The organism is Kitasatospora sp. NPDC001261 (genome assembly GCF_042896795.1).
Taxonomy (GTDB): Bacteria; Actinomycetota; Actinomycetes; order Streptomycetales; family Streptomycetaceae; genus Kitasatospora.
Window position 1 is genome coordinate 365,139 of record NZ_JBIAXP010000003.1, and the last position, 17,517, is coordinate 382,655.

12 protein-coding genes are annotated in these 17,517 nt (G+C 75.2%); 7 read left to right on the forward strand and 5 right to left on the reverse strand.

Annotated elements, in window-relative coordinates; all coding sequences use genetic code 11:
- The first annotated feature begins 99 nt into the window (after positions 1-99).
- Positions 100-318 carry a hypothetical protein gene (locus tag ACFY4B_RS06605; RefSeq protein WP_049650622.1) on the forward strand — a complete coding sequence of 73 codons (219 nt, stop codon included), beginning with the start codon at positions 100-102 and terminating at the stop codon, positions 316-318.
- 31 nt (positions 319-349) lie between these two features.
- On the opposite strand, the gene ACFY4B_RS06610 is transcribed toward ACFY4B_RS06605, so the two are convergent.
- Positions 350-3,388, reverse strand: coding sequence for an AAA family ATPase (locus tag ACFY4B_RS06610; protein WP_387966711.1), 3,039 nt, complete (start codon positions 3,386-3,388; stop codon positions 350-352).
- Positions 3,385-4,554, reverse strand: a complete 1,170-nt coding sequence (locus tag ACFY4B_RS06615; RefSeq protein ID WP_387820101.1) for an exonuclease SbcCD subunit D — start codon at positions 4,552-4,554, stop codon at positions 3,385-3,387. Before ACFY4B_RS06615 ends, ACFY4B_RS06610 begins: the two co-directional genes overlap by 4 nt.
- 287 nt (positions 4,555-4,841) lie before the next feature.
- Between ACFY4B_RS06615 and ACFY4B_RS06620 the strand changes: the two genes are divergently transcribed.
- The 3 genes from ACFY4B_RS06620 (at position 4,842) to ACFY4B_RS06630 (ending at position 8,321) form a co-directional block, all read left to right on the forward strand.
- Positions 4,842-6,017 carry a hypothetical protein gene (locus tag ACFY4B_RS06620; RefSeq protein WP_387966712.1) on the forward strand — a complete coding sequence of 392 codons (1,176 nt, stop codon included), beginning with the start codon at positions 4,842-4,844 and terminating at the stop codon, positions 6,015-6,017.
- Positions 6,018-6,319: 302 nt separating this feature from the next.
- A complete protein-coding gene (locus ACFY4B_RS06625) occupies positions 6,320-6,961 on the forward strand; it encodes an NUDIX domain-containing protein (protein WP_387966713.1) in 642 nt (213 codons plus the stop codon).
- A 562-nt stretch (positions 6,962-7,523) separates the two neighbouring features.
- Positions 7,524-8,321, forward strand: a complete 798-nt coding sequence (locus tag ACFY4B_RS06630; RefSeq protein WP_074004280.1) for an SGNH/GDSL hydrolase family protein — start codon at positions 7,524-7,526, stop codon at positions 8,319-8,321.
- Positions 8,322-8,509: 188 nt separating this feature from the next.
- Here the strand turns inward: ACFY4B_RS06630 and ACFY4B_RS06635 are convergent, their stop codons facing one another.
- Complete coding sequence (locus tag ACFY4B_RS06635) at positions 8,510-9,460, reverse strand: nitroreductase/quinone reductase family protein (RefSeq protein ID WP_387966714.1); 951 nt, start codon at positions 9,458-9,460, stop codon at positions 8,510-8,512.
- A gap of 374 nt (positions 9,461-9,834) precedes the next feature.
- On the opposite strand from ACFY4B_RS06635, the gene ACFY4B_RS06640 reads away from it, so the two are divergent.
- Complete coding sequence (locus ACFY4B_RS06640) at positions 9,835-10,227, forward strand: hypothetical protein (protein WP_387966716.1); 393 nt, start codon at positions 9,835-9,837, stop codon at positions 10,225-10,227.
- A 100-nt stretch (positions 10,228-10,327) separates the two neighbouring features.
- On the opposite strand, the gene ACFY4B_RS06645 is transcribed toward ACFY4B_RS06640, so the two are convergent.
- Positions 10,328-11,491: a polysaccharide deacetylase family protein gene (locus tag ACFY4B_RS06645; RefSeq protein ID WP_387966751.1), complete on the reverse strand. Its 1,164-nt coding sequence runs from the start codon at positions 11,489-11,491 to the stop codon at positions 10,328-10,330.
- Positions 11,492-11,702: 211 nt separating this feature from the next.
- Complete coding sequence (locus ACFY4B_RS06650; RefSeq protein WP_387966717.1) at positions 11,703-13,529, reverse strand: AMP-dependent synthetase/ligase; 1,827 nt, start codon at positions 13,527-13,529, stop codon at positions 11,703-11,705.
- Positions 13,530-14,069: 540 nt separating this feature from the next.
- Between ACFY4B_RS06650 and ACFY4B_RS06655 the strand changes: the two genes are divergently transcribed.
- Both ACFY4B_RS06655 and ACFY4B_RS06660 read left to right on the forward strand, forming a co-directional pair.
- Positions 14,070-17,093 carry a nitrate- and nitrite sensing domain-containing protein gene (locus tag ACFY4B_RS06655; RefSeq protein WP_387966718.1) on the forward strand — a complete coding sequence of 1,008 codons (3,024 nt, stop codon included), beginning with the start codon at positions 14,070-14,072 and terminating at the stop codon, positions 17,091-17,093.
- Positions 17,090-17,509 (forward strand): roadblock/LC7 domain-containing protein, encoded by a 420-nt coding sequence (locus ACFY4B_RS06660; RefSeq protein ID WP_049652175.1) that lies wholly within the window; start codon positions 17,090-17,092, stop codon positions 17,507-17,509. The genes ACFY4B_RS06655 and ACFY4B_RS06660 overlap by 4 nt, the downstream gene beginning before the upstream one ends.
- Positions 17,510-17,517: the final 8 nt, after the last annotated feature.

Below are 17,517 nucleotides of genomic sequence, written 5' to 3' on the forward strand. Positions count from 1 at the left end.
CGCCGTTGGCGAGGCGGGGCGGGGGAGAGAGGGGCGGGCGGCGGCCCGGTCACCTGCGGCGTGTTGCGGCAGGGCGGCGGCGCGGAGTAGGAAGTCGGTATGAGCGATACCGGCACGAACCAGGAAGCGGGCGTCTGCGAACTCGCGCCCGACGGCGGAGCGGAGGCGGCGCTGCGGCACGACCCGCGGGCGGCCGGCCCGCGCGCCGACTGCGTCCTGTGCGGCGAGCCGACCGAACTGCCCGCCGACCAGCCGGGCAGCACCCTCTGCCCGGTGTGCGCCTGGCAGCAGGCGCAGCGGATCGCCTGCTCGGGCTGAACCTCCGAACCCGGGTCCGGGGGTTCAGGCCCTACGCGTCCTCCCGCCCGGCCAGCGCCAGGATCGAGCCGTGCCGTCCCTTGCGGACCAGCAACTGGGCGGGGATGCGGCTGCGCAGGTCGGCGACGTGGCTGACGATGCCGACCGCGCGGTCCCGCTCGCGCAGTCCGTCCAGGACGTCCATGACCTCCTCCAGGGCGTGCTCGTCGAGGGTTCCGAAGCCCTCGTCGATGAAGAGGGTGTCCAGCGGCATGCCGCCCGCCTCGTCGGTGACCACGTCGGCCAGGCCCAGGGCGAGGGAGAGCGAGGCGAAGAAGCTCTCGCCGCCGGAGAGGGTCGCGGTGTCCCGCTCGGTGCCTGTCCAGGCGTCGACCACCCGCAGGGCCAGGCCCGAGCGCTTGGTCCCGGTGCCCCGGTCGTCGCTGTGCACCAGGGTGTAGCGCCCGCCGGACATCCGGACCAGCCGGTCGCTGGCCGCCGCCGCGACCTGCTCCAGCCGGGCCGCCAGGACGTACGACTCCAGGCGCATCCGCAGCCGGTTGTCGGCCGAGGTGCCGGCCGCGAGCGCGGCGAGCCGGTTGATCCGCCCGTACCTGTCCAGCGCCGGGGCCAGTTCGGCGGCGAGCCCGGTCAGCTGCCGCCCGATCGCGGCCAGCGCCCCGCAGCGCTCGCGGGCGGCCGCGTGGGCGGCGTGCGCCCGGCCGAGCCGGTCGGTCGCGGTGCCGAGCGCGGCTGCCACGGCGGGCAGGTCCACCGGCGGACGGACCGCGGCCTCGGCCAGCTCCGGCAGCGCCAGCTCGCGGCGGACGGCGGCGGTCTCCGCGCGGTGCCGCTCCAGCCGGGCCTCCAGCCGCTCGCGCTCCTCGCGCGGCAGCAGCACCGCCAGCGCCGCCGCGGCGTCCGGGAAGCCCGCCGCGGCGGCGGCCTTGCCCAGCTCCTCCTCGGCCTCGCCGAGCCGGGCCGCCGCCTCCGCGTACGCCCGGGCGGCGTCCGCAGCCGCGGCGACCGCCTCGGTGAGCCGGGTGAGGGCCGTGGCCCGGTCGGCGACCGAGGCCGCCTCGCCCCGGGCGGCCGCCACCCGGGCGGTCAGCGCTTGCTGCTCGGTGTCGAGCGCCAGCAGCCGGTCGGAGAGGACGGCCGCGCGCTCCTTGGCCTCGTGCAGCTCGTCGACCCGGCGGGCACGGTCCTGCGACAGCCGGGCGATCTCCTGCTCGACCCGGCCGAGCGCCTCCGCCGCGTGCCGCGCCTCGCGGTGCTCGCGCTCCAGCCCGGCGAGGGCCTGCGCGAGCGCCTCCGTACCGTCCGGCCCGGCCGCGCCGGACGCGGTGGCCTCGCGCACCCGCAGCGCGGTGAGCGCCTGGTCGGCCTCCGTCCAGACCCGCTCGGCGGCGGCCTGCGCCCGGCGCGCCCGCTCCTCGTCCTCGGCGCCGACCCGGCTGCCGGGCGCGGCCTCGGCGGGCGCCGGGTGCTCGGGTGAGCCGCAGACCCGGCAGGCCTGGCCCGCCCGCAGCTGCTCGGCCAGCTCGGCGGCCATGCCGCTGAGCCGGCGGTCCCGCAGGTCCAGGCTGTGCTCGCGGGCGTCCAGCGCGGCGGTGCGCAGAGCGACCACCCGGGGCTCCGCCGCGGCGATCTCGGCGCGCAGGCCGTCGCGCTCCCGGGCCGCGCCCAGGCGGACGGTCAACTCGGCGCGCTGCCCGTCCAGTTGCTCGACCCGGGAGGTCGCCGACCGGGCCTCGGTGTGCTGCTGCTCCAGGCGGGCCAGCCCGTCCTCGAACTCGGCGAGCCAGTCCTCGGCCTCCTCGGCCAGCTCCTCGGCGGCTCGCCGGTCCTCCGTCAGGGAGCGCTGCTCGCGGGCGAGTTCGGCGCAGCGCCGCTCCTCCGCCCGGGCCGCCTCCAGCCGGACCACCTCGGCCCGCAGCCGCAGCTCGGCCTCGGTCAGCCCGGCGGTGTCCGCCCCGGCGAGCTCCCGGCCCTCGCCACCGGAGCCGGCCAGCGCCTCGCGGTGCCGGCGCTCCGCCAGCCGGGCGCGACCGAGCGCCTCGGCCGCGCTCTCCCGCAGCCGCAGCGCCGACTCCACCCCGACGGCCTCCTGCGCGGCGGCCAGCCGCTGCCGGTCCGCGGCCGCGGCGGGCTCGAAGCCGGCCAGCCGCTCGGCCAGGCCCACTGCCTCCCGGTGCCGGCGCTGGCGGCCGGCCAGCTCCTCGGCGGCCTCGCGCCGCTCCTGGGCGGCGCGCTGGGCCGCCCCGGCGCCCGCGAGGGCGGCCTCGGCGACGGCGAGCTGCTCGGCCGCGCCGCTGCGCAGGACCGCCGCCCAGCCCAGCACCCCGGCGGCCAGGCCGGCGGCGTCGTCCTCGGCCGGCACCCAGCCCGCGGCGGGCTCGGCGTCCGGGCCGGCCGCCTGCTCGGCCTTGCTGGCGAGGTCCCGCAGCCGCCGCCGGCCGGCCTGGACGGCGGCCTCCTGGCCGCGCCGCTGCTCGGCCAGCCAGGCCTCCACGTACTGGAACCGCTCGGTGTCGAACAGCCGCCGCAGCAGCTTGCCGCGCTCCTCCGAGTCGGCCTTGAGGAAGCGGGCGAAGTCGCCCTGCGGCAGTAGCACCACCTGGCAGAACTGCTCCCGGTTCATGCCGACCAGCCGGTGGATCTCCTCCCCGGCCTCCTGATGCGACTTGCTGAGCCCCCGCCAGCCGGGCGTGCCGTCGCCCGTGTCGGCGACCCACTCGCGCAGCAGGGTCTGCGCCCGCTCCACGGTGGTGCCGGTGCCGACCTTCTTCGGCCGGCGCTGCTCCGGCAGCCGGGTGACCTGGAGCCGCCGCCCGCCGAGGGTCAGCTCCAGCTCCACCGAGGTCAGCCGCTTCGGGTCGGCGTGGTCGCTGCGCAGCCGGTTGGCCCGGCGCGCGCCCGGCGTCTCGCCGTACAGGGCGAAGCAGACCGCGTCCAGCACGCTGGTCTTGCCCGCGCCCGTGGCGCCGCGCAGCAGGAACAGCCCGCCGGCGGCGAGCGCGTCGAAGTCCACCGTCTCGCTGCCCGCGAACGGGCCGAAGGCGGTGACGGTGAGCTTGTGCAGCCTCATCGGGGCAGGTCCGCCTTCCGGTCGGTGGTCTCCCGGACGTGCTCGAAGCCCTCGCGCAGCCAGCCGAGCTCGTCCGGCTCCGGCTCGGCACCGGGGCGGACGTGCCGCAGGAAGCCCTCCGCGATCTCCAGGTCCCCGCGGCCGCTGACCCGCGCCGCGTACGACTGCGAGGGCTCGGCCTCGCTCCGCTCGGGGTCGAACAGCAGCTGGAGGGTGTGCGGGAAGCGGCGGCGCAACCGCTCCATCGGCTCGCTCGGCCGGGCCGCGTCGGTGAGCGTGGCCTGCACCCAGGACTGCTCGTGCTCGGCGTACCCCTCCTCGGTGAGCAGCGCGTCGAGGGTGCCGCGCAGCGTCGCCAGCCGGCGCGGCTCGGGGCAGGGGACGCGTTCGGCCGTCACCGAGCCGTCGGCGGCCAGGTCGACCAGCCACATGGTCTTGCGCTGCTTCACCTCGGAGAAGGAGTAGGCGAGCGGGGAGCCGCTGTAGCGCAGGTGCGGGGCGAGCGTCTGGCAGCCGTGCAGGTGGCCGAGCGCCGCGTAGTGCACCCCGTCGAAGACCGACGCGGGTACGGAGGCCACGCCGCCGACCGCGATGTCCCGTTCGCTGTCGCTCGGCGCGCCGCCGGTGACGAAGGCGTGCGCCAGCACCACCGCCCGGGTGCCGGACGGGCGCGCCGCGAGATCCGCCCGGACCTGGTCCATCGCGGCGCCGAGCACCGCCGCGTGCCCGCCCTTGGCCAGCCCGAACCGCTCGCGCACCAGCGTCGGCTCCAGGTAGGGGAGCCCGTACACCGCCACCGGGCCGTGCTCGTCCGCCAGCAGGACGGGCTCGGCGCACTCGCCCGGGTCGGTCCGCAGGTGGATGCCGGCCCGCCCGATCAGCCCCGCCCCGACGCCGAGGCGGCGGGCCGAGTCGTGGTTGCCGCTGATGAAGACCGTCGGCACCCCGAGGTCCGCCAGCCGGTGCAGCACGTCGTCGAACAGCGCGATCGCTTCCAGCCCGGGCAGCGCCCGGTCGTACACGTCCCCCGCGACCAGCACGGCGTCCACGCCCTCGGACCGGACCACTTCCACCAGGTGGTCCAGGAAGGCGCGCTGGGCGTCGTGCAGGCTCTCCCGGTGGAACGAGCGCCCGAGATGCCAGTCGGAGGTATGCAGCAGTCGCATGGTCCCCGACCCTAACGCGCAGCACTGACAATCCCGCCCGGCCCGGTGGAAACCACACACCCCGGGGGTCCCGGGGGTCCCGGGGGTCCCGGGGGTCCCGGGAGTCCCGGGAGTCCCGGGGGGACGGCGGGCCGCGGGTGCCGTGCGGTGCCGGTGAGGGTGGCGCTGAGCTTGTTCGATTACTTGGGGTGAATTGTCAGTGGCTCTGTGTATGTTCCTCGGCGTCGGCCACCCCCGGTCGGGGCGGCCGACGAGGTCCGGAGTCGGGCGAGCGAGAAGGAGGAGTCATGACTGTCGTGCGGGAGTCGGTGTGCGAGGCGCTGGGCGCTGCGGCGGGGCGTCCGTCGCGGGGGCGGCGGCGGGTGCTGGTGATGGCCGGGCGGAGGCCGGGCGGCGGTGTCGGCGGGGTGTCGGCCGCCGGGCCCGGCGGGGCGGCGCCGCCCGGGGGCGGCCGGCCGCCGGGGGCCCGTGCGGGAGGGGACGGTGCGCGGGCGGTCGGGCTCGGCGGGCGGGTCCGGGGCGCGCCGCCGCCCCAGCCGGTGGCGGTGGCCCTGGCCGTCGACGCCGGGGACTTCGCCGGGCTTACGCGGTACGGGCTGTTCGGCGGGCTCGGGCACCAGGCCTACCTGCGGCGGGCGGAGGAGCAGCTCACGGCCCTGCACCGGCAGGGGCTGGAGGTGCACCTGCGGGTCCTGGAGGCGGGCGACTTCGAGGACTACTGCGAGGCGCTCGGCCTCGATCCTCGGATGCCCGCCGCCCGGGTCGCCTACGCGGGCGATCCCGAGCTGGCGGGGGAGCCGTTCGTCTACGCGGGGGAGCGGCTGGCCGAGCTGCTCCCGGTGCTGCTGGACGACCACCGGGCGCGGGTGCGGATGTCCGTGGCCTGCGCGGCCCTGCTGGACGCCGTCGGCGAGGACCCGGACGGGCAGTTCCGGATGGCGGCCGTGATGCGGTACGTGACGTCCGTCTACCTGGCGCTCGCCGAGGGCGCGGGGGAGGGGTGCCACCTGCTGACGCTGCGCTGCCACGGCCCGGAGGACGGCGAGGAGCTCACCTCGGCGGTGGACGTCTGCGTGGAGGAGGGGCGGCTGTACCCGGCCGGGCGGGACGCCGAGGCGTTCTGCGTCACGCTCGCGGCGGGCGTCGCCCTGGGCGGGGAGGGGGCGTTGCTGCTGCACGGCGATCCGTCGGCGGGTGTCCGGGCCGCCGGTCAGGCCGACGGCCGGTCCGCCTCGGCCAGGGGTCCGGCCTCCCCGGCCGACGACGCCGGGCTCCGGCCGCCGGTGCTCGGCTGGGCGTTGACCGGCGGGCGGCTGCGGCCGATGACGGCGCACGAGGTGTTCGACGAGCTGGCCGACGACGCCGCGCGTGGGATGCCGTTCCCGCCCGGGGTGGATCCTCGGCCCGGGTTCCCGCTGCCCGGCTTCGGGGGCGCCGGTGAAGGGGGTGGGCCGCTGGGGTGATCGGGGGGCTCGTCGCCTCCGCGTCCACCGGGTTCACCGCCTCCGCGTCCACCATGCGGCGCTGGGGACTGTTCATCGACCGCCTGTTCGGGGAAGATTCGGAGAAGATCAACAGCAGGAGCGTGCGGTGCCCCACGCCGCCGCTCCGGCCGCTCCGTACCGCGCCCTGCAGGTCCTCCCCGCGCACCGCCGGTCCGGCGAAGCCCGACAGCGAGAGGGGGACGGATGAGCGAGCGGAGCGAGCTCGGTGCCAGGGGGTGCGCAGGGGCGAGCACCCCCGCCGAGCGCCGCGGGGCGAGAGCATGAGCCCGATCGAGTACAGCGCGGAGATCGCCGAACTGCTCGGGAAGGTGCGGCGGCGTCCCACCGCGGGCTGGCCGTGGCGGCCGGGTGAGCAGGTGCCGGAGGGGCTGCCGGTCAAGCAGTCCTGGGGGTGGCTGTTCGCACCGGACGGGCGGGTGCTGACGCTGGTGAACCCCCGGGACGGGATCTGCTCGCTGCCCGGTGGGTCGCTGGAGCCGGAGGACGGCGGTGATCCGGCGGCCGCCCTGGCCCGGGAGGCCGCCGAGGAGGCGCAGGCCGTGATCGGCCGGCCGTACTACCTCGGCTACCTCTACGACCGGGTCGGTTCGGCGAACGGCGGGCACGAGTGTGCGCGGGTCCGGATGGCGGCGGCGCTGCGGGCGGTCGGCCCGAGCGTGGCCGACCCGGCCTCGGGGCGGCACTACCGGCGGCTGCTGGTCGCGCCGGGCCTCGCCGTCGAGCTGCTCGGCTGGGGCGCGCCCGGGCTGCGCCAGGCTCGGGCGGCGGTCGCCACCGCCGCGCGCTGGCTCGGCGTGCCCGCGGCCGCGAACGAGGCGATCGAGGAGCTGCCGGTCGAGGGCTGCACGGTCTCCCCGGGTGCCGTGCACCTCGGTGGTGGCCGCCCCGGCGTGCACGGCTGACCACGCGCGTCGCCGTACTCCTGCGCGACCTCCTGGCGGGGCGCTCTGATGCGCTGCCCTGGCGTGGTGTCCCGCCGTGCTGCCTTGACGCGCTGCCACATCGCGCGGCACGTACGGCAGGCGCGGCAGGCGCGGCCATGGCGGACGTCAACCGTCAGCCGCACGCGTCCAATCAGCCGCACGGGTCCGATCAGGCTCACCGGTGAATTTCACCGGTTCCGCCGATGCCCTGTTCCGCCCACCTTCTGACGTGCCTTGAGGTGTTCCGTCAGCCCCCCCTGTGCCCCTCGGCACCCGCTTCGAATCTGACTCGGCGGTAACCGGGCGGAAGCCCCCCGCTTACCGTGCACAGAACTTCCGCAAGTTGCCGGTCTACGCGCGCTGCGCTACGCGCGTCACCGCGTACCCCCGCTGACCTGGGCGAAATCCCGGACTGTCGGCGGCAATTCATCTCCGGGCTGTCGGACGGCCCGTCAATATCCTTGGCATGACCGCTTCCGGGTTTGGCTACCGCCTGGTATCACTTCTGTGACCCTCGCCACGCCACCCCACTGGAGATGCGATGATCCGCCCTGCCCGTGCCCTGTCCATCGCCGCCGTAGCGGCAGGCCTCACCATGACGACGCTCTTCGCCGCGTCGTCCGCGAACGCCGCCGGTGTCAACTACGTGGCCCTCGGGGACTCGTACTCCTCCGGCGTCGGTGCCGGCAGCTACCTGAGCGACAGCGGCAGCTGCAAGCGCAGCACCAACGCGTACGCGTACCTCTGGAAGAACGCGCACGCGCCGTCCTCCTTCAAGTTCGTGGCCTGTTCGGGCGCCAAGACCGGTGACATCCTCAACAGCCAGATCTCCGCCCTGGACGCCAGCACCACGCTGGTCAGCATCTCGGTCGGCGGCAACGACGCCGGTTTCGCCGACACCATGCAGACCTGTGTCCTCGGTTCGGAGTCCGACTGCGTCAACGCCGTCAACACCGCCAAGAACTACGCCACCACCACCCTGCCCGGCCAGCTGGACAAGGTGTACTCGGCGATCAAGTCGAAGTCCCCCAACGCCCACGTCGTGGTGATGGGCTACCCGCACATCTACAAGATCGGCGGCAGCTGCATCTTCGGTATCGGCGACACGGCTCGCGCCGCCATCAACAGTGCCGCCGACACCCTGGACGGCGTCCTCGCCAAGCGGGCCGCCAACGCCGGCTTCGCCTTCGGCGACGTCCGCAACGTCTTCACCGAGCACGAGATCTGCGGCTCGCTGACCACCTGGCTGAACAGTGCCACCCTGCCGGTCGACGAGAGCTACCACCCGAAGGCGGCCGGCCAGTCCGGCGGCTACCTGCCGGTGTTCTCGGCCTCCTGAGGACGGTAGGCCGTAAGGGCCGCAGGAGCCGGATCGGCCCACAGCGGTCGTCGTGGCGGACCGCCGTAGCGAACCGCTTTGGCGGACCGTCGTCACGGACGGGCTCCGACGGGCACCGTCCCGTCCTGGGGCATGCCGGTGCCGCCGTCCCCTCCCACGTTTCGGGAGGGGGCGGCGGCACCGCCGTTTCAGCGGCCGTTCGGTGCCGATCCGTTCGGCGCGGGCCTGCCCGGGGCCGGTCCGGTCGGCGGGAAGGGGATGCCGGCGAGGACCGGCAGGAGTTCCGCCTCCTCGAAGTCGAGGTGCGCCTCCAGTTCGGCGGACATCCGGTCCAGCTCCGTACGGAGCCGCTCCGGTTCGGTGACCGTGATCCCGGCCAGCAGGGCCACCAACTCCTCTTTGATCCGCCCGATGGCCCGGTGCTGCTCGTCGAGCCGCGCCAGGACGTCGGCCAGCTCCGGGTGGCTGCGCGCGAGGGCGGGGAACACGGCGGTGTCCTCCCCGGTGTGGTGGTGCGTCAGCCCGTCGCAGAAGGCCAGGCAGTGCTGGCGCAGCTGCAGCCCGAGCGGGGCCGGTCGACCCGGGAGGTGGGCGTGCGCTTCCTCCCGTACGTGGCGCAGCTGTGCGCGCAGCCAGGTGTGCGCCTCCAGCAGCTTGTCGGCGAGGCTGCGCACCACCAGGGCGGGGCTGACGGAGGGCGGCTCGGGGCGTTCCAGGACGACGACCGGCAACTCCCGGTCGGTGTGCGCCTGGTAGTCGCCGTAGCCCGGAGCCTGCCGGACGACGGCGGCGAACAGCCGTTCCCGGCGGTCGCCTTCGGCGGGCACGGCGACGGTGTCGAAGGCCTCGACGCCGGATCCTGTGCTGTCGAAGGCCTCGGCGCCGATCTCGACCCGGACCACCGGGTGGGCGAGGAGGTTGCGGTACCACTGGGGGTGTTCCGGCGCCCCGGCGGCCGAGGCGACGACCAGGAGCAGCCCCTCCGCCCGGACGTACCCGAGCGGCACGGTGTGCGGCCGCCCGGAGCGTGCCCCGGTGGTGGTCAGCAACAGCAGGTCGCCGCCCTCGAACGGGCCGCCGACCCGCCCGCCGTTGGCGCGGAACTCCTCGATGACGTTCTGGTTGAAGGACATGGGCATGCGTGTGTGGTGGGTCTCCAGAGAGGAAAGGGGAAGTCGCGGTCACCTGCGCTGCCGAGTGCCGAGGACCGGGCGCCGAGTTCCGGAGCCGGTGATACGGCTGGTCGCGCGTCCGGCGAGGTCCGCAGACATCCGTCGGCGTCCGTCACGGGGCACGGTTCGCGCACGCGGGCAGCGGGGTGACCGCCCGGCGTCAGATCAGGGAAGCGGAGAGAGTGCTCATCGCGCATCGTCCCTTCGGAAAGGTGCTCGCTCGGCTGTCGGCCGGCCCACTACTCTGTGGCCGACGCCGCGCTGCACGCCCCCATTAGAGCCAGGCCGCGGACGCGCTGTCAACGAGGACGATCGCCGCCGGAGAGAAACCGGAAGCTGCCGTGGAACGTGTGGTGGACCTCGACGACGCCGCCGCGCGGATCGCCGCCCGGGCCCCGGGATGGCGTGCGGCCCGGCTGACGGTGGGCCCGCTCACCTGGCGCGATCGGCTCGCCCCGTGGCCGCAGCCGCTGGAGACGGACCGTGCCCGGGTCGTCGAACCGGACTCGGTCGGCCTGCGGCTGGCAGACCCGCTGACCGGTGCGGAACTGGAGGTGGTGCTCTTCCGCGGGGGCTGGGCGGACGTGTCCTACCTGGCCGCCGGATGGGAGGAGAAGCTGGTCACGGCGGGGGAGCACGAGGCGGGCGGTGTGATCCCGGCCCAGGACATCACCTCCGCGGCCGACTTCGAAGCGCGCCTGATCGGATGGACGGGAGACGTCTTCGGCGGCTGAGCGCCGGAGCGCGGGAGCGCGGGAGCGCCCGAGCGAACGGCAACGCGCCGCCGCCCCCTTCGGAGGCGGCGGCGCGTCCGTCAGGCCCGGACGGTGCCCGTCAGCGGAGGTAGTCGACCAGGCCGGCCGGCTTGAGCCCGGCGGCGTCGGCGGCGGCGAGGGCGCGCTGGAGGTCGGAGGCGAGGGTGTCGGTCCAGTGCATCAGGACGACGTCGCCCGGCTGCAGCAGGCCCGGGTGCCAGATGTTGGCGGCGCCCCAGCTGAAGTCCGCGTCGGCGGTGAGCACGGTGCGGATGCCGCAGTTGGCGGCGGCCTGCAGGGTGTCGGCGTTCCAGGTGAAGTACGGCGGGCGGAAGAACGTCGGCGTGGTGCCGAAGATGCGGGTCATGGAGTCGCGGGCGTCGCAGATCTCGACCTGCTGCCGTTCCAGCGGGAGCGTGCTGAGGTCGGTGTGGGAGACGCTGTGGTCCTGGACCGAGGAGCCGGGTACGGCGGTGACCCGCCGGAAGAAGTCCGGGTCGGTGGCGGCCGGCATCGGCAGCGGGAAGGCGGTGATCGGCAGCCGGTGGTCGGCGATGAACCGTTCCGCCTCGGGGGTGCGCTGCCAGCCGTCGTCCACGGTGAAGAAGACGACCTTGTCGTTGGTGGGGACGGAGCCGGCGGCGACGGCCGGGGCGGGTGCGGGGCCGTCCACCCGGACGTCGTCCACGGAGAACGGGCCCTGCTGGTACCAGCCGTGGACGTACAGCCGGATGCTGCGCGCGTTCGGGCCGGTGGTGAACCGGGTGCTCAGCCGCTGCCAGCCGCCGCCGGTGGTCTCCGTCCAGGCGGGTGCGACGTCCTTGCCGGTGCCGGTGGCGCCCAGGTAGACGAAGTTGCCGCGCACCCATGCGGAGGCCGTGTAGGTGGTGTTGGGCTGGACCGCGACGGTCTGCGCGCACTCCCCGGTGGAGTCGGCGTTCGCGGGGGTGACGGTCAGCGCGGAGGCGCCGGTGTGCGGGGCGTTGGCGGTGACGGCCGCTTCGGCCGGTCCGCCGGTGCAGCTCCAGCCGGGGACGCTGCCCCAGTCGGCGAGGTCGGGGGAGGGCAGTTCGAAGCCGGGGTTGGTGGCGAGGTTGACGGTCGGGGCGGCCTGGGCGCTCGGACCGCCGGCCGGGGCGGCGTCGGCCGAGGCCGCCGGTGCGGCGAGGCCGGTGAGCAGGGCGACCGAGGCGGCCAGCGCGGACAGGCGCGCGGACAGGCGTGTGGACGGGCGTGTGGACATCGACACGTGAGGACTCCAGCAGGTGGGGGTACGCCCGTGGGGAGGGCGTGAGCGGAATCGGACCGTGGAACTCTGGATCGTCGCAACAATGGACTAGACCAATAAGGCCGTCAAGGGAACGGCGGATGAACCAATTCGCCGCTGCGCGGTCATCACGCCTGTGGCACAAGGGACAAGACGGTACGTCAAGGACCAGACGGACAACCCCGGTTCAGGGCAGGTACAACTCCTCGATGTCCGTCGAGTAGTGCTCGGCGATCGCCGCCCGCCGCAGCTTGAGCGAGGGCGTCAGCAGCCCCTGCTCCTGGCTGAACTCCCGTGGCAGCAGCCGGAACGCGCGGATCGACTCGGCCCGCGAGACGGCCGTGTTCGCGGCCGCCACCGCACGCTGGACCTCCACGTGCAGCTCCTCGTCCGCGAGCACCGTCCACGGGTCCGCCTGCTCCCGCCTGTGGGTCTTCAGCCAGTGCGCCAGGGCGGCCGGGTCGAGCGTGATCAGTGCGGCCACGTACGGGCGGTCGTCGCCCACCACCAGGCACTGGGAGACCAGCGGGTGCGCCTCGACCCGTTCCTCCAGGGCCGCCGGGGCCAGGTTCTTGCCGCTGCTGGTGACGATCAGGTCCTTCTTGCGGCCGGTGATGCTGAGGTAGCCGTCCTCGTCCAGCCGGCCCAGGTCGCCGGTCGCGAACCACCCGTCGACCAGGGACTCGGCGGTGCACCGCGGATGGTTGAGGTAGCCGCCGAAGACCGAGCCGCCGCGCACCCACACCTCGCCGTCGTCGGCGATCGCCACCGAGGCGCCCGGCACCGGCTGTCCGACCGTGCCGAGCTTCTGCCGGCCGGCCGGGTTGGCGGTGATCGCGGCGGTGGTCTCGGTCAGCCCGTAGCCCTCGTACAGCTGGAGGCCGGCGCCGGTGAAGAACAGGCCCAGCTCGCGCCGGAGCGTGGAGCCGCCGCACATCACGCTGCGCACCCGGCCGCCGAGCACCGCCCGCAGCCTCGGGTAGACGGTCCGCTCGTACGCGAGGTGGCGCAGTCGCAGGGCCGCGCCCGGTCCGGGGCCGCGGCCGAAGGCCTTCTGCTCCCGGGCGGCGGCCCAGTCGACGGCCACCTGCCGGGCCTGCTCGAAGAGTTCGCCGCGCCCGGCGTCCTCGGCGGCCCGCCGGGCCTGCTGGAAGATCTTCTCGAAGACGTACGGGACGGCGTGCAGGAAGGTCGGGCGGAAGGTCTCCAGCGCGGGCAGCAGCGCGTCGGTGGAGACCTCGGGGATGTGCCCGATCCGGAAGCCGCCGCGGATCGCCGCGATCTGCACGGCCCGCCCGTAGACGTGCGCGAGCGGCAGGAACAGCAGGGTGGCGGGGCGGCCGCCGCCGGTGTCGCGCAGGACGTCCCCCCAGCCGGCGAGCAGGGCGTCCGCCTCGGCGGCCAGGTTGGCGTGGGTGATCAGGCAGCCCTTGGGGCGGCCGGTGGTGCCCGAGGTGTAGACGACGGTGGCGATGTTCCCGGCGGCGACGCCGAGGCGCTGGCGGTGCACCAGGGAGTCGGGCACGCCGAGGCCGTCCTCGGTGATCGCGGCGACGCAGTCGCGGTCCAGTTGCCAGATGCCGGTGAGGTCGGGCAGCGCGTCGCAGACCGCGCCGACGGTCATCGCGGCGTCCTCGTCCTCGACCAGGCAGGCCACGGCCTGGGTCTCGGCGAGGATCCAGCGCACCTGCTCGGGGGAGGCGGTGGGGTAGACCGGCACGGTGATCGCGCCGATCGACCAGAGTGCGTAGTCGAACAGCGTCCACTCGTAGCGGGTGCGGGACATCAGGGCGACCCGGTCGCCGTAACGCACGCCGTGGGTGAGCAGACCCTTGGCCAGGGCGAGCACCTGGTCCCGGAACTCCCGGGCGGTGACGTCCTGCCACTGCCCGTCCTCGGTCCGCCGGGACAGCTGGACCAGGTCGGGGGTGCGCCCGGCGGTGTCGTAGAGGGAGTCGGCGAGTCCTCCGGAGGCCTCGGGCACGGCCGGGGCGGGGGTGGTGAACTCGCGCACAGTCCTCCCCAGTTCGGTGCCGGTAGTACGGGGTGGGCCGAAACTATCGGATCACCCTGTCACTGCCCAGGGTTGTGGCGGTGACACGACGAGATCGGCACCGGCCTCCTCCGGTGGTGTCGTCCCCGGGGAGGTGCGGAGGAGGAACCGCCGAGGGTGCGGGGGCCTCGTGTCAATCCCGTATTTCCGGGCACGAACGGACATTCCGGACGCGAAGCGGAGGAGGGGGAGGCCGGTTTCTGACGTGTGCGGGACGAGACCGGTCGGTGGACCGGTTCGCCCCTCGAACGAGTGGTGAGGGCGTAGTAGAGTCTCGCAGACCTGTGGCCGGAAACCCCTCCTCCGACCTTGCCCTCGGCACCCTCCATGCCGTCCCGCGCCACCCCCCGTACCAGCCCCGTACCAGCACCGACCCGGCTCCGCCTCGGCCCAGATCCGGCCCTGAACCGGCGCCTCGACACCGTCCCTCCACCGCTCCCGCCGTTCCTACCGTTCCCACCGCTCCCCGTCCGCGCCTGGCACTTCCCGACCGAGGACTCCATGCGTCTGCGCAGCAGCTCGATCCGCGCGAAGATCATCGCGCTGCTCCTGGTGCCCATCGTCGCGCTCGCCGCGCTGTGGGCCTACGCGACGATCGCCACCACCGGGGACGTCTGGAACCAGCTCGGGATCAGCCGTACGTACAAGGAGTTCGCGGGCCCGGTCGACCAGTACACCGGGGACCTGCAGAACGAGCGCCGCGCCGCCGTCCAGCGCCTGGCCGACCCGCGCTCGCCGGCCGCCAGGGACGGCTACGAGCGGGCCAAGGCCGCCACCGACCGCAGCCTGGACGTGCTGCGGCAGAAGAAGGACACCTCCGCGGGCAAGCTCTCCGCCCCGCAGCGCGGCCGCTTCGTGCAGATCGTCGCCGCCGCCGACCAGCTCGGACCGCTCCGCGCCCAGGTCGGCCGCTCCGCGCTGAACTGGGAGTTCGCGCTGGGCCAGTACAGCGACCTGGTCAAGCCGGTGTTCGGCTTCCGGTCCGCCTACGTCGCCCGGCAGAGCGGCCAACTCCCGCGTCAGGGCACCATCCTGATCGAGCTGGTGCGCGCCCGCGAGTACCTGTCGCAGGAGGACGCGGCGATGGAGGGCCTGCGCACCGGCGTCGCCAAGCCCACCGCCGAGCAGTACCAGGTCGCGCTGGACGCCCTGCACAACCAGCAGGCGCTGTTCACCGTCTACGTCGCCGAACTCGACCCCGCCGACCAGTCCGACTACGTCGCGCTGCGCGGCGGCGAGGCCTGGGGCGCGCTGGCCCGCGCCGAGGCGGACTTCGTCGGCGCCGGCGGCCCCGAGCGGGTGGTCCAGGCGCTCAACAGCGACTCCTGGCGGGTGACCGCCGACCGGGCGCTCGGCGACCTTGCCTCGATCAACAGCCGGATCTCCGCCGGGCTGGACGAGCGCGCGCGGTCCGCCTCGATGGGACTGCTGTGGCGCGGCGGCATCGCCGGTGCCATCGGCCTGGTCGCCGTGGTGCTGTCGATCATGATCTCGTTCCGGATCGGCCGCGGCCTCGCCCGCCAGCTGATCGGCCTGCGCAACGCTGCCCACGAGCTGGCCGGCACCCGGCTGCCGTCCGTCATGCTGCGGCTGCGCCGCGGCGAGCCGGTGGACGTGGCCACCGAGGCCCCCGAGCTGCACTTCGGGGACGCCGAGATCGGCCAGGTCGGCCAGGCCTTCAACGCGGTGCAACGCGCCGCCGTCGAGGCCGCCGTCGAACAGGCCGAACTGCGGCGCGGGGTCTCGGCGGTGTTCGTCAACCTGGCCCGGCGCAGCCAGGTGCTGCTGCACCGCCAGCTCACCCTGCTCGACACCATGGAGCGCCGCACCGAGGACCCGGCGGAGCTGGAGGACCTCTTCAAGGTCGACCACCTCACCACCCGCATGCGCCGGCACGCCGAGGGCCTGATCATCCTGGCCGGCGGCTCGCCCGGGCGCGCCTGGCGCAAGCCGGTCCGGATGGTGGACGTGGTCCGGGCGGCGGTCGGCGAGGTCGAGGACTACGCCCGGGTGATCGTCCGGCCGTTCCCCGGCACCGGCCTGCTCGGCAGCGCCGTCGCGGACGTCACCCACCTGGTCGCCGAACTCGTCGAGAACGCCGCCGTGTTCTCCCCGCCGAGCACCCAGGTCACCGTCCAGGGCGAGGTGGTGGCGCACGGCTTCGCGCTGGAGATCGACGACCGCGGCCTCGGGCTGAGCGAGCAGCTGCTCGCCGAGATCAACGAACGCCTCGCCGTGGAGCAGGAGTTCGACCTCGCCGACACCGACCGGCTGGGCCTGTTCGTGGTCAGCCGGCTGGCCCGCCGGCACGGCATCCGGGTGCACCTGCGGCCGTCCCCGTACGGCGGGACGACGGCGGTGGTGCTGATCCCGCGCGAGCTGCTCGCGGAGGCGCCGGACGGGCGGCCGGAGCCGGGCACGGCCGGGCAGCGGCCCGCGGCGGGCGGCCGGCGCGGGCAGCGGGACCTGGTCGCGGTGCCCGGGTCGGGTGGTGCTTCCCCGTCGGCGGCTCCGTCGGCACGCCCGTCGGCTCCCTCGTCGGCGTCCGCGGTCGGTTCCGTCGGTTCCGCCGGTGCCGGTGGTGACGCGGACGGCAGGCACCGCGGGGCGACGGGAGGGCCGCGCCCCTCCGCGCCGGACGCGGGCCGGACGGCGGGCGGACTGCCGCGCCGGGTCTCGCGCGGCAAGGGCGGGCCGGTGCTGGTCCCCGCGCCCGCGGCGGACACCGAGGACGCGCCGGGGCCGGGGCGGCACCGGCGGGAGGACGTCGTGGTGGCCGCGGCCGAGGCGGCCGTCGCGGCTGCCGAGGCCGGCGGAGCTACCGGGGCCAGTGGAGTCGGCGGCTCCGTCGGGCGGACCGACCCGGCCGCGGTTCCGCCCGCGGGTGCCGCTCCCCGGACGGCGGGCGGCCTGCCCCGGCGGGTCCGGCAGGCGAACCTGGCGCCGCAGCTCAGGGAGCAGCTCACGGAACAGCTGAAGGAACGGTTCCGCAACGGAGCCGGTACCGGAGCCGATGGCGAGGCCGGAGGCGCGTCGGCCGGAGGCACCCAGGACGGCGGGGAGGTCCGGGAACGCTCGCCCGAGGAGGCGAGGGCCACCTTCGCCTCCTTCCAGCGCGGCTTCACCCGGGGGCGAGGGGCCACGGCCCCGGCGGACCGTACGGTCGGCTCCCCGGGCCGCGCCGGTGCGCCGACGGACCGGACCGGCGCTCCGTTGACGGATCGTCCCGGCGCACCCGACGATCGTGCCGTGCGGGGGACCGGACGGCCCACCGCCGTACCGGCCTGGCAGCCGCCCGACCGGTCCCGGCGGGCGATCGCCCCGGCGCCCGCCCCGGCGGCGCTGCCCGCGCCGCGGGACACCGGCCGGGCGCCGCTCGTCCGGCGGGTACCGCCGGGGCAGCCGGTCCGCCGGACCCCGGACACCGCCGTACCCGCACCACCCGCTTCATCCGCACCACCTGCACCACCTGCACCACCCGCTCCACACGCACCACCCGCTCCAGCGGAAGGAACTGATTCATGACCACGTCGATGCAGTCGTCAGGGGACCTCAACTGGCTCCTGGACGACCTGGTGGGGCGCGTCGCGGCCCTGCGGCACGCGGTGATCCTCTCCAACGACGGCCTGGCCACCGGCGCCTCCCGCGACCTCGACCGCGAGGACGCCGAGCACCTGGCCGCCGTCGCCGCCGGGTTCCACAGCCTGGCGAAGGGCGCCGGCGGGCACTTCAAGGTCGGCGGCGTCCGGCAGACCATGGTGGAGCTGGACGAGGCCTTCCTGTTCATCACGGCCGCCGGCGACGGCAGCTGCCTGGCCGTGCTGAGCGAGGCCGAGGCGGACATCGGCCAGATCGCGTACGAGATGGCGCTGCTGGTCAAGCGGGTCGGCGAGCACATGGCCGCCGAGCCGCGCACCGAAACCGCCCCGCCGGTGAGATGAGCGGTCCG

What these genes read in the sequence shown, in the direction of transcription:
- ACFY4B_RS06605 (WP_049650622.1), top strand. Translation starts at nt 100, where the DNA reads ATGAGCGATACCGGCACGAACCAGGAAGCGGGCGTCTGCGAACTCGCG.
- ACFY4B_RS06610 (WP_387966711.1), bottom strand. Translation starts at nt 3,388, where the DNA reads ATGAGGCTGCACAAGCTCACCGTCACCGCCTTCGGCCCGTTCGCGGGC.
- ACFY4B_RS06615 (WP_387820101.1), bottom strand. Translation starts at nt 4,554, where the DNA reads ATGCGACTGCTGCATACCTCCGACTGGCATCTCGGGCGCTCGTTCCAC.
- ACFY4B_RS06620 (WP_387966712.1), top strand. Translation starts at nt 4,842, where the DNA reads ATGACTGTCGTGCGGGAGTCGGTGTGCGAGGCGCTGGGCGCTGCGGCG.
- ACFY4B_RS06625 (WP_387966713.1), top strand. Translation starts at nt 6,320, where the DNA reads ATGAGCCCGATCGAGTACAGCGCGGAGATCGCCGAACTGCTCGGGAAG.
- ACFY4B_RS06630 (WP_074004280.1), top strand. Translation starts at nt 7,524, where the DNA reads ATGATCCGCCCTGCCCGTGCCCTGTCCATCGCCGCCGTAGCGGCAGGC.
- ACFY4B_RS06635 (WP_387966714.1), bottom strand. Translation starts at nt 9,460, where the DNA reads ATGCCCATGTCCTTCAACCAGAACGTCATCGAGGAGTTCCGCGCCAAC.
- ACFY4B_RS06645 (WP_387966751.1), bottom strand. Translation starts at nt 11,491, where the DNA reads ATGTCCACACGCCCGTCCACACGCCTGTCCGCGCGCCTGTCCGCGCTG.
- ACFY4B_RS06655 (WP_387966718.1), top strand. Translation starts at nt 14,070, where the DNA reads ATGCGTCTGCGCAGCAGCTCGATCCGCGCGAAGATCATCGCGCTGCTC.
- ACFY4B_RS06660 (WP_049652175.1), top strand. Translation starts at nt 17,090, where the DNA reads ATGACCACGTCGATGCAGTCGTCAGGGGACCTCAACTGGCTCCTGGAC.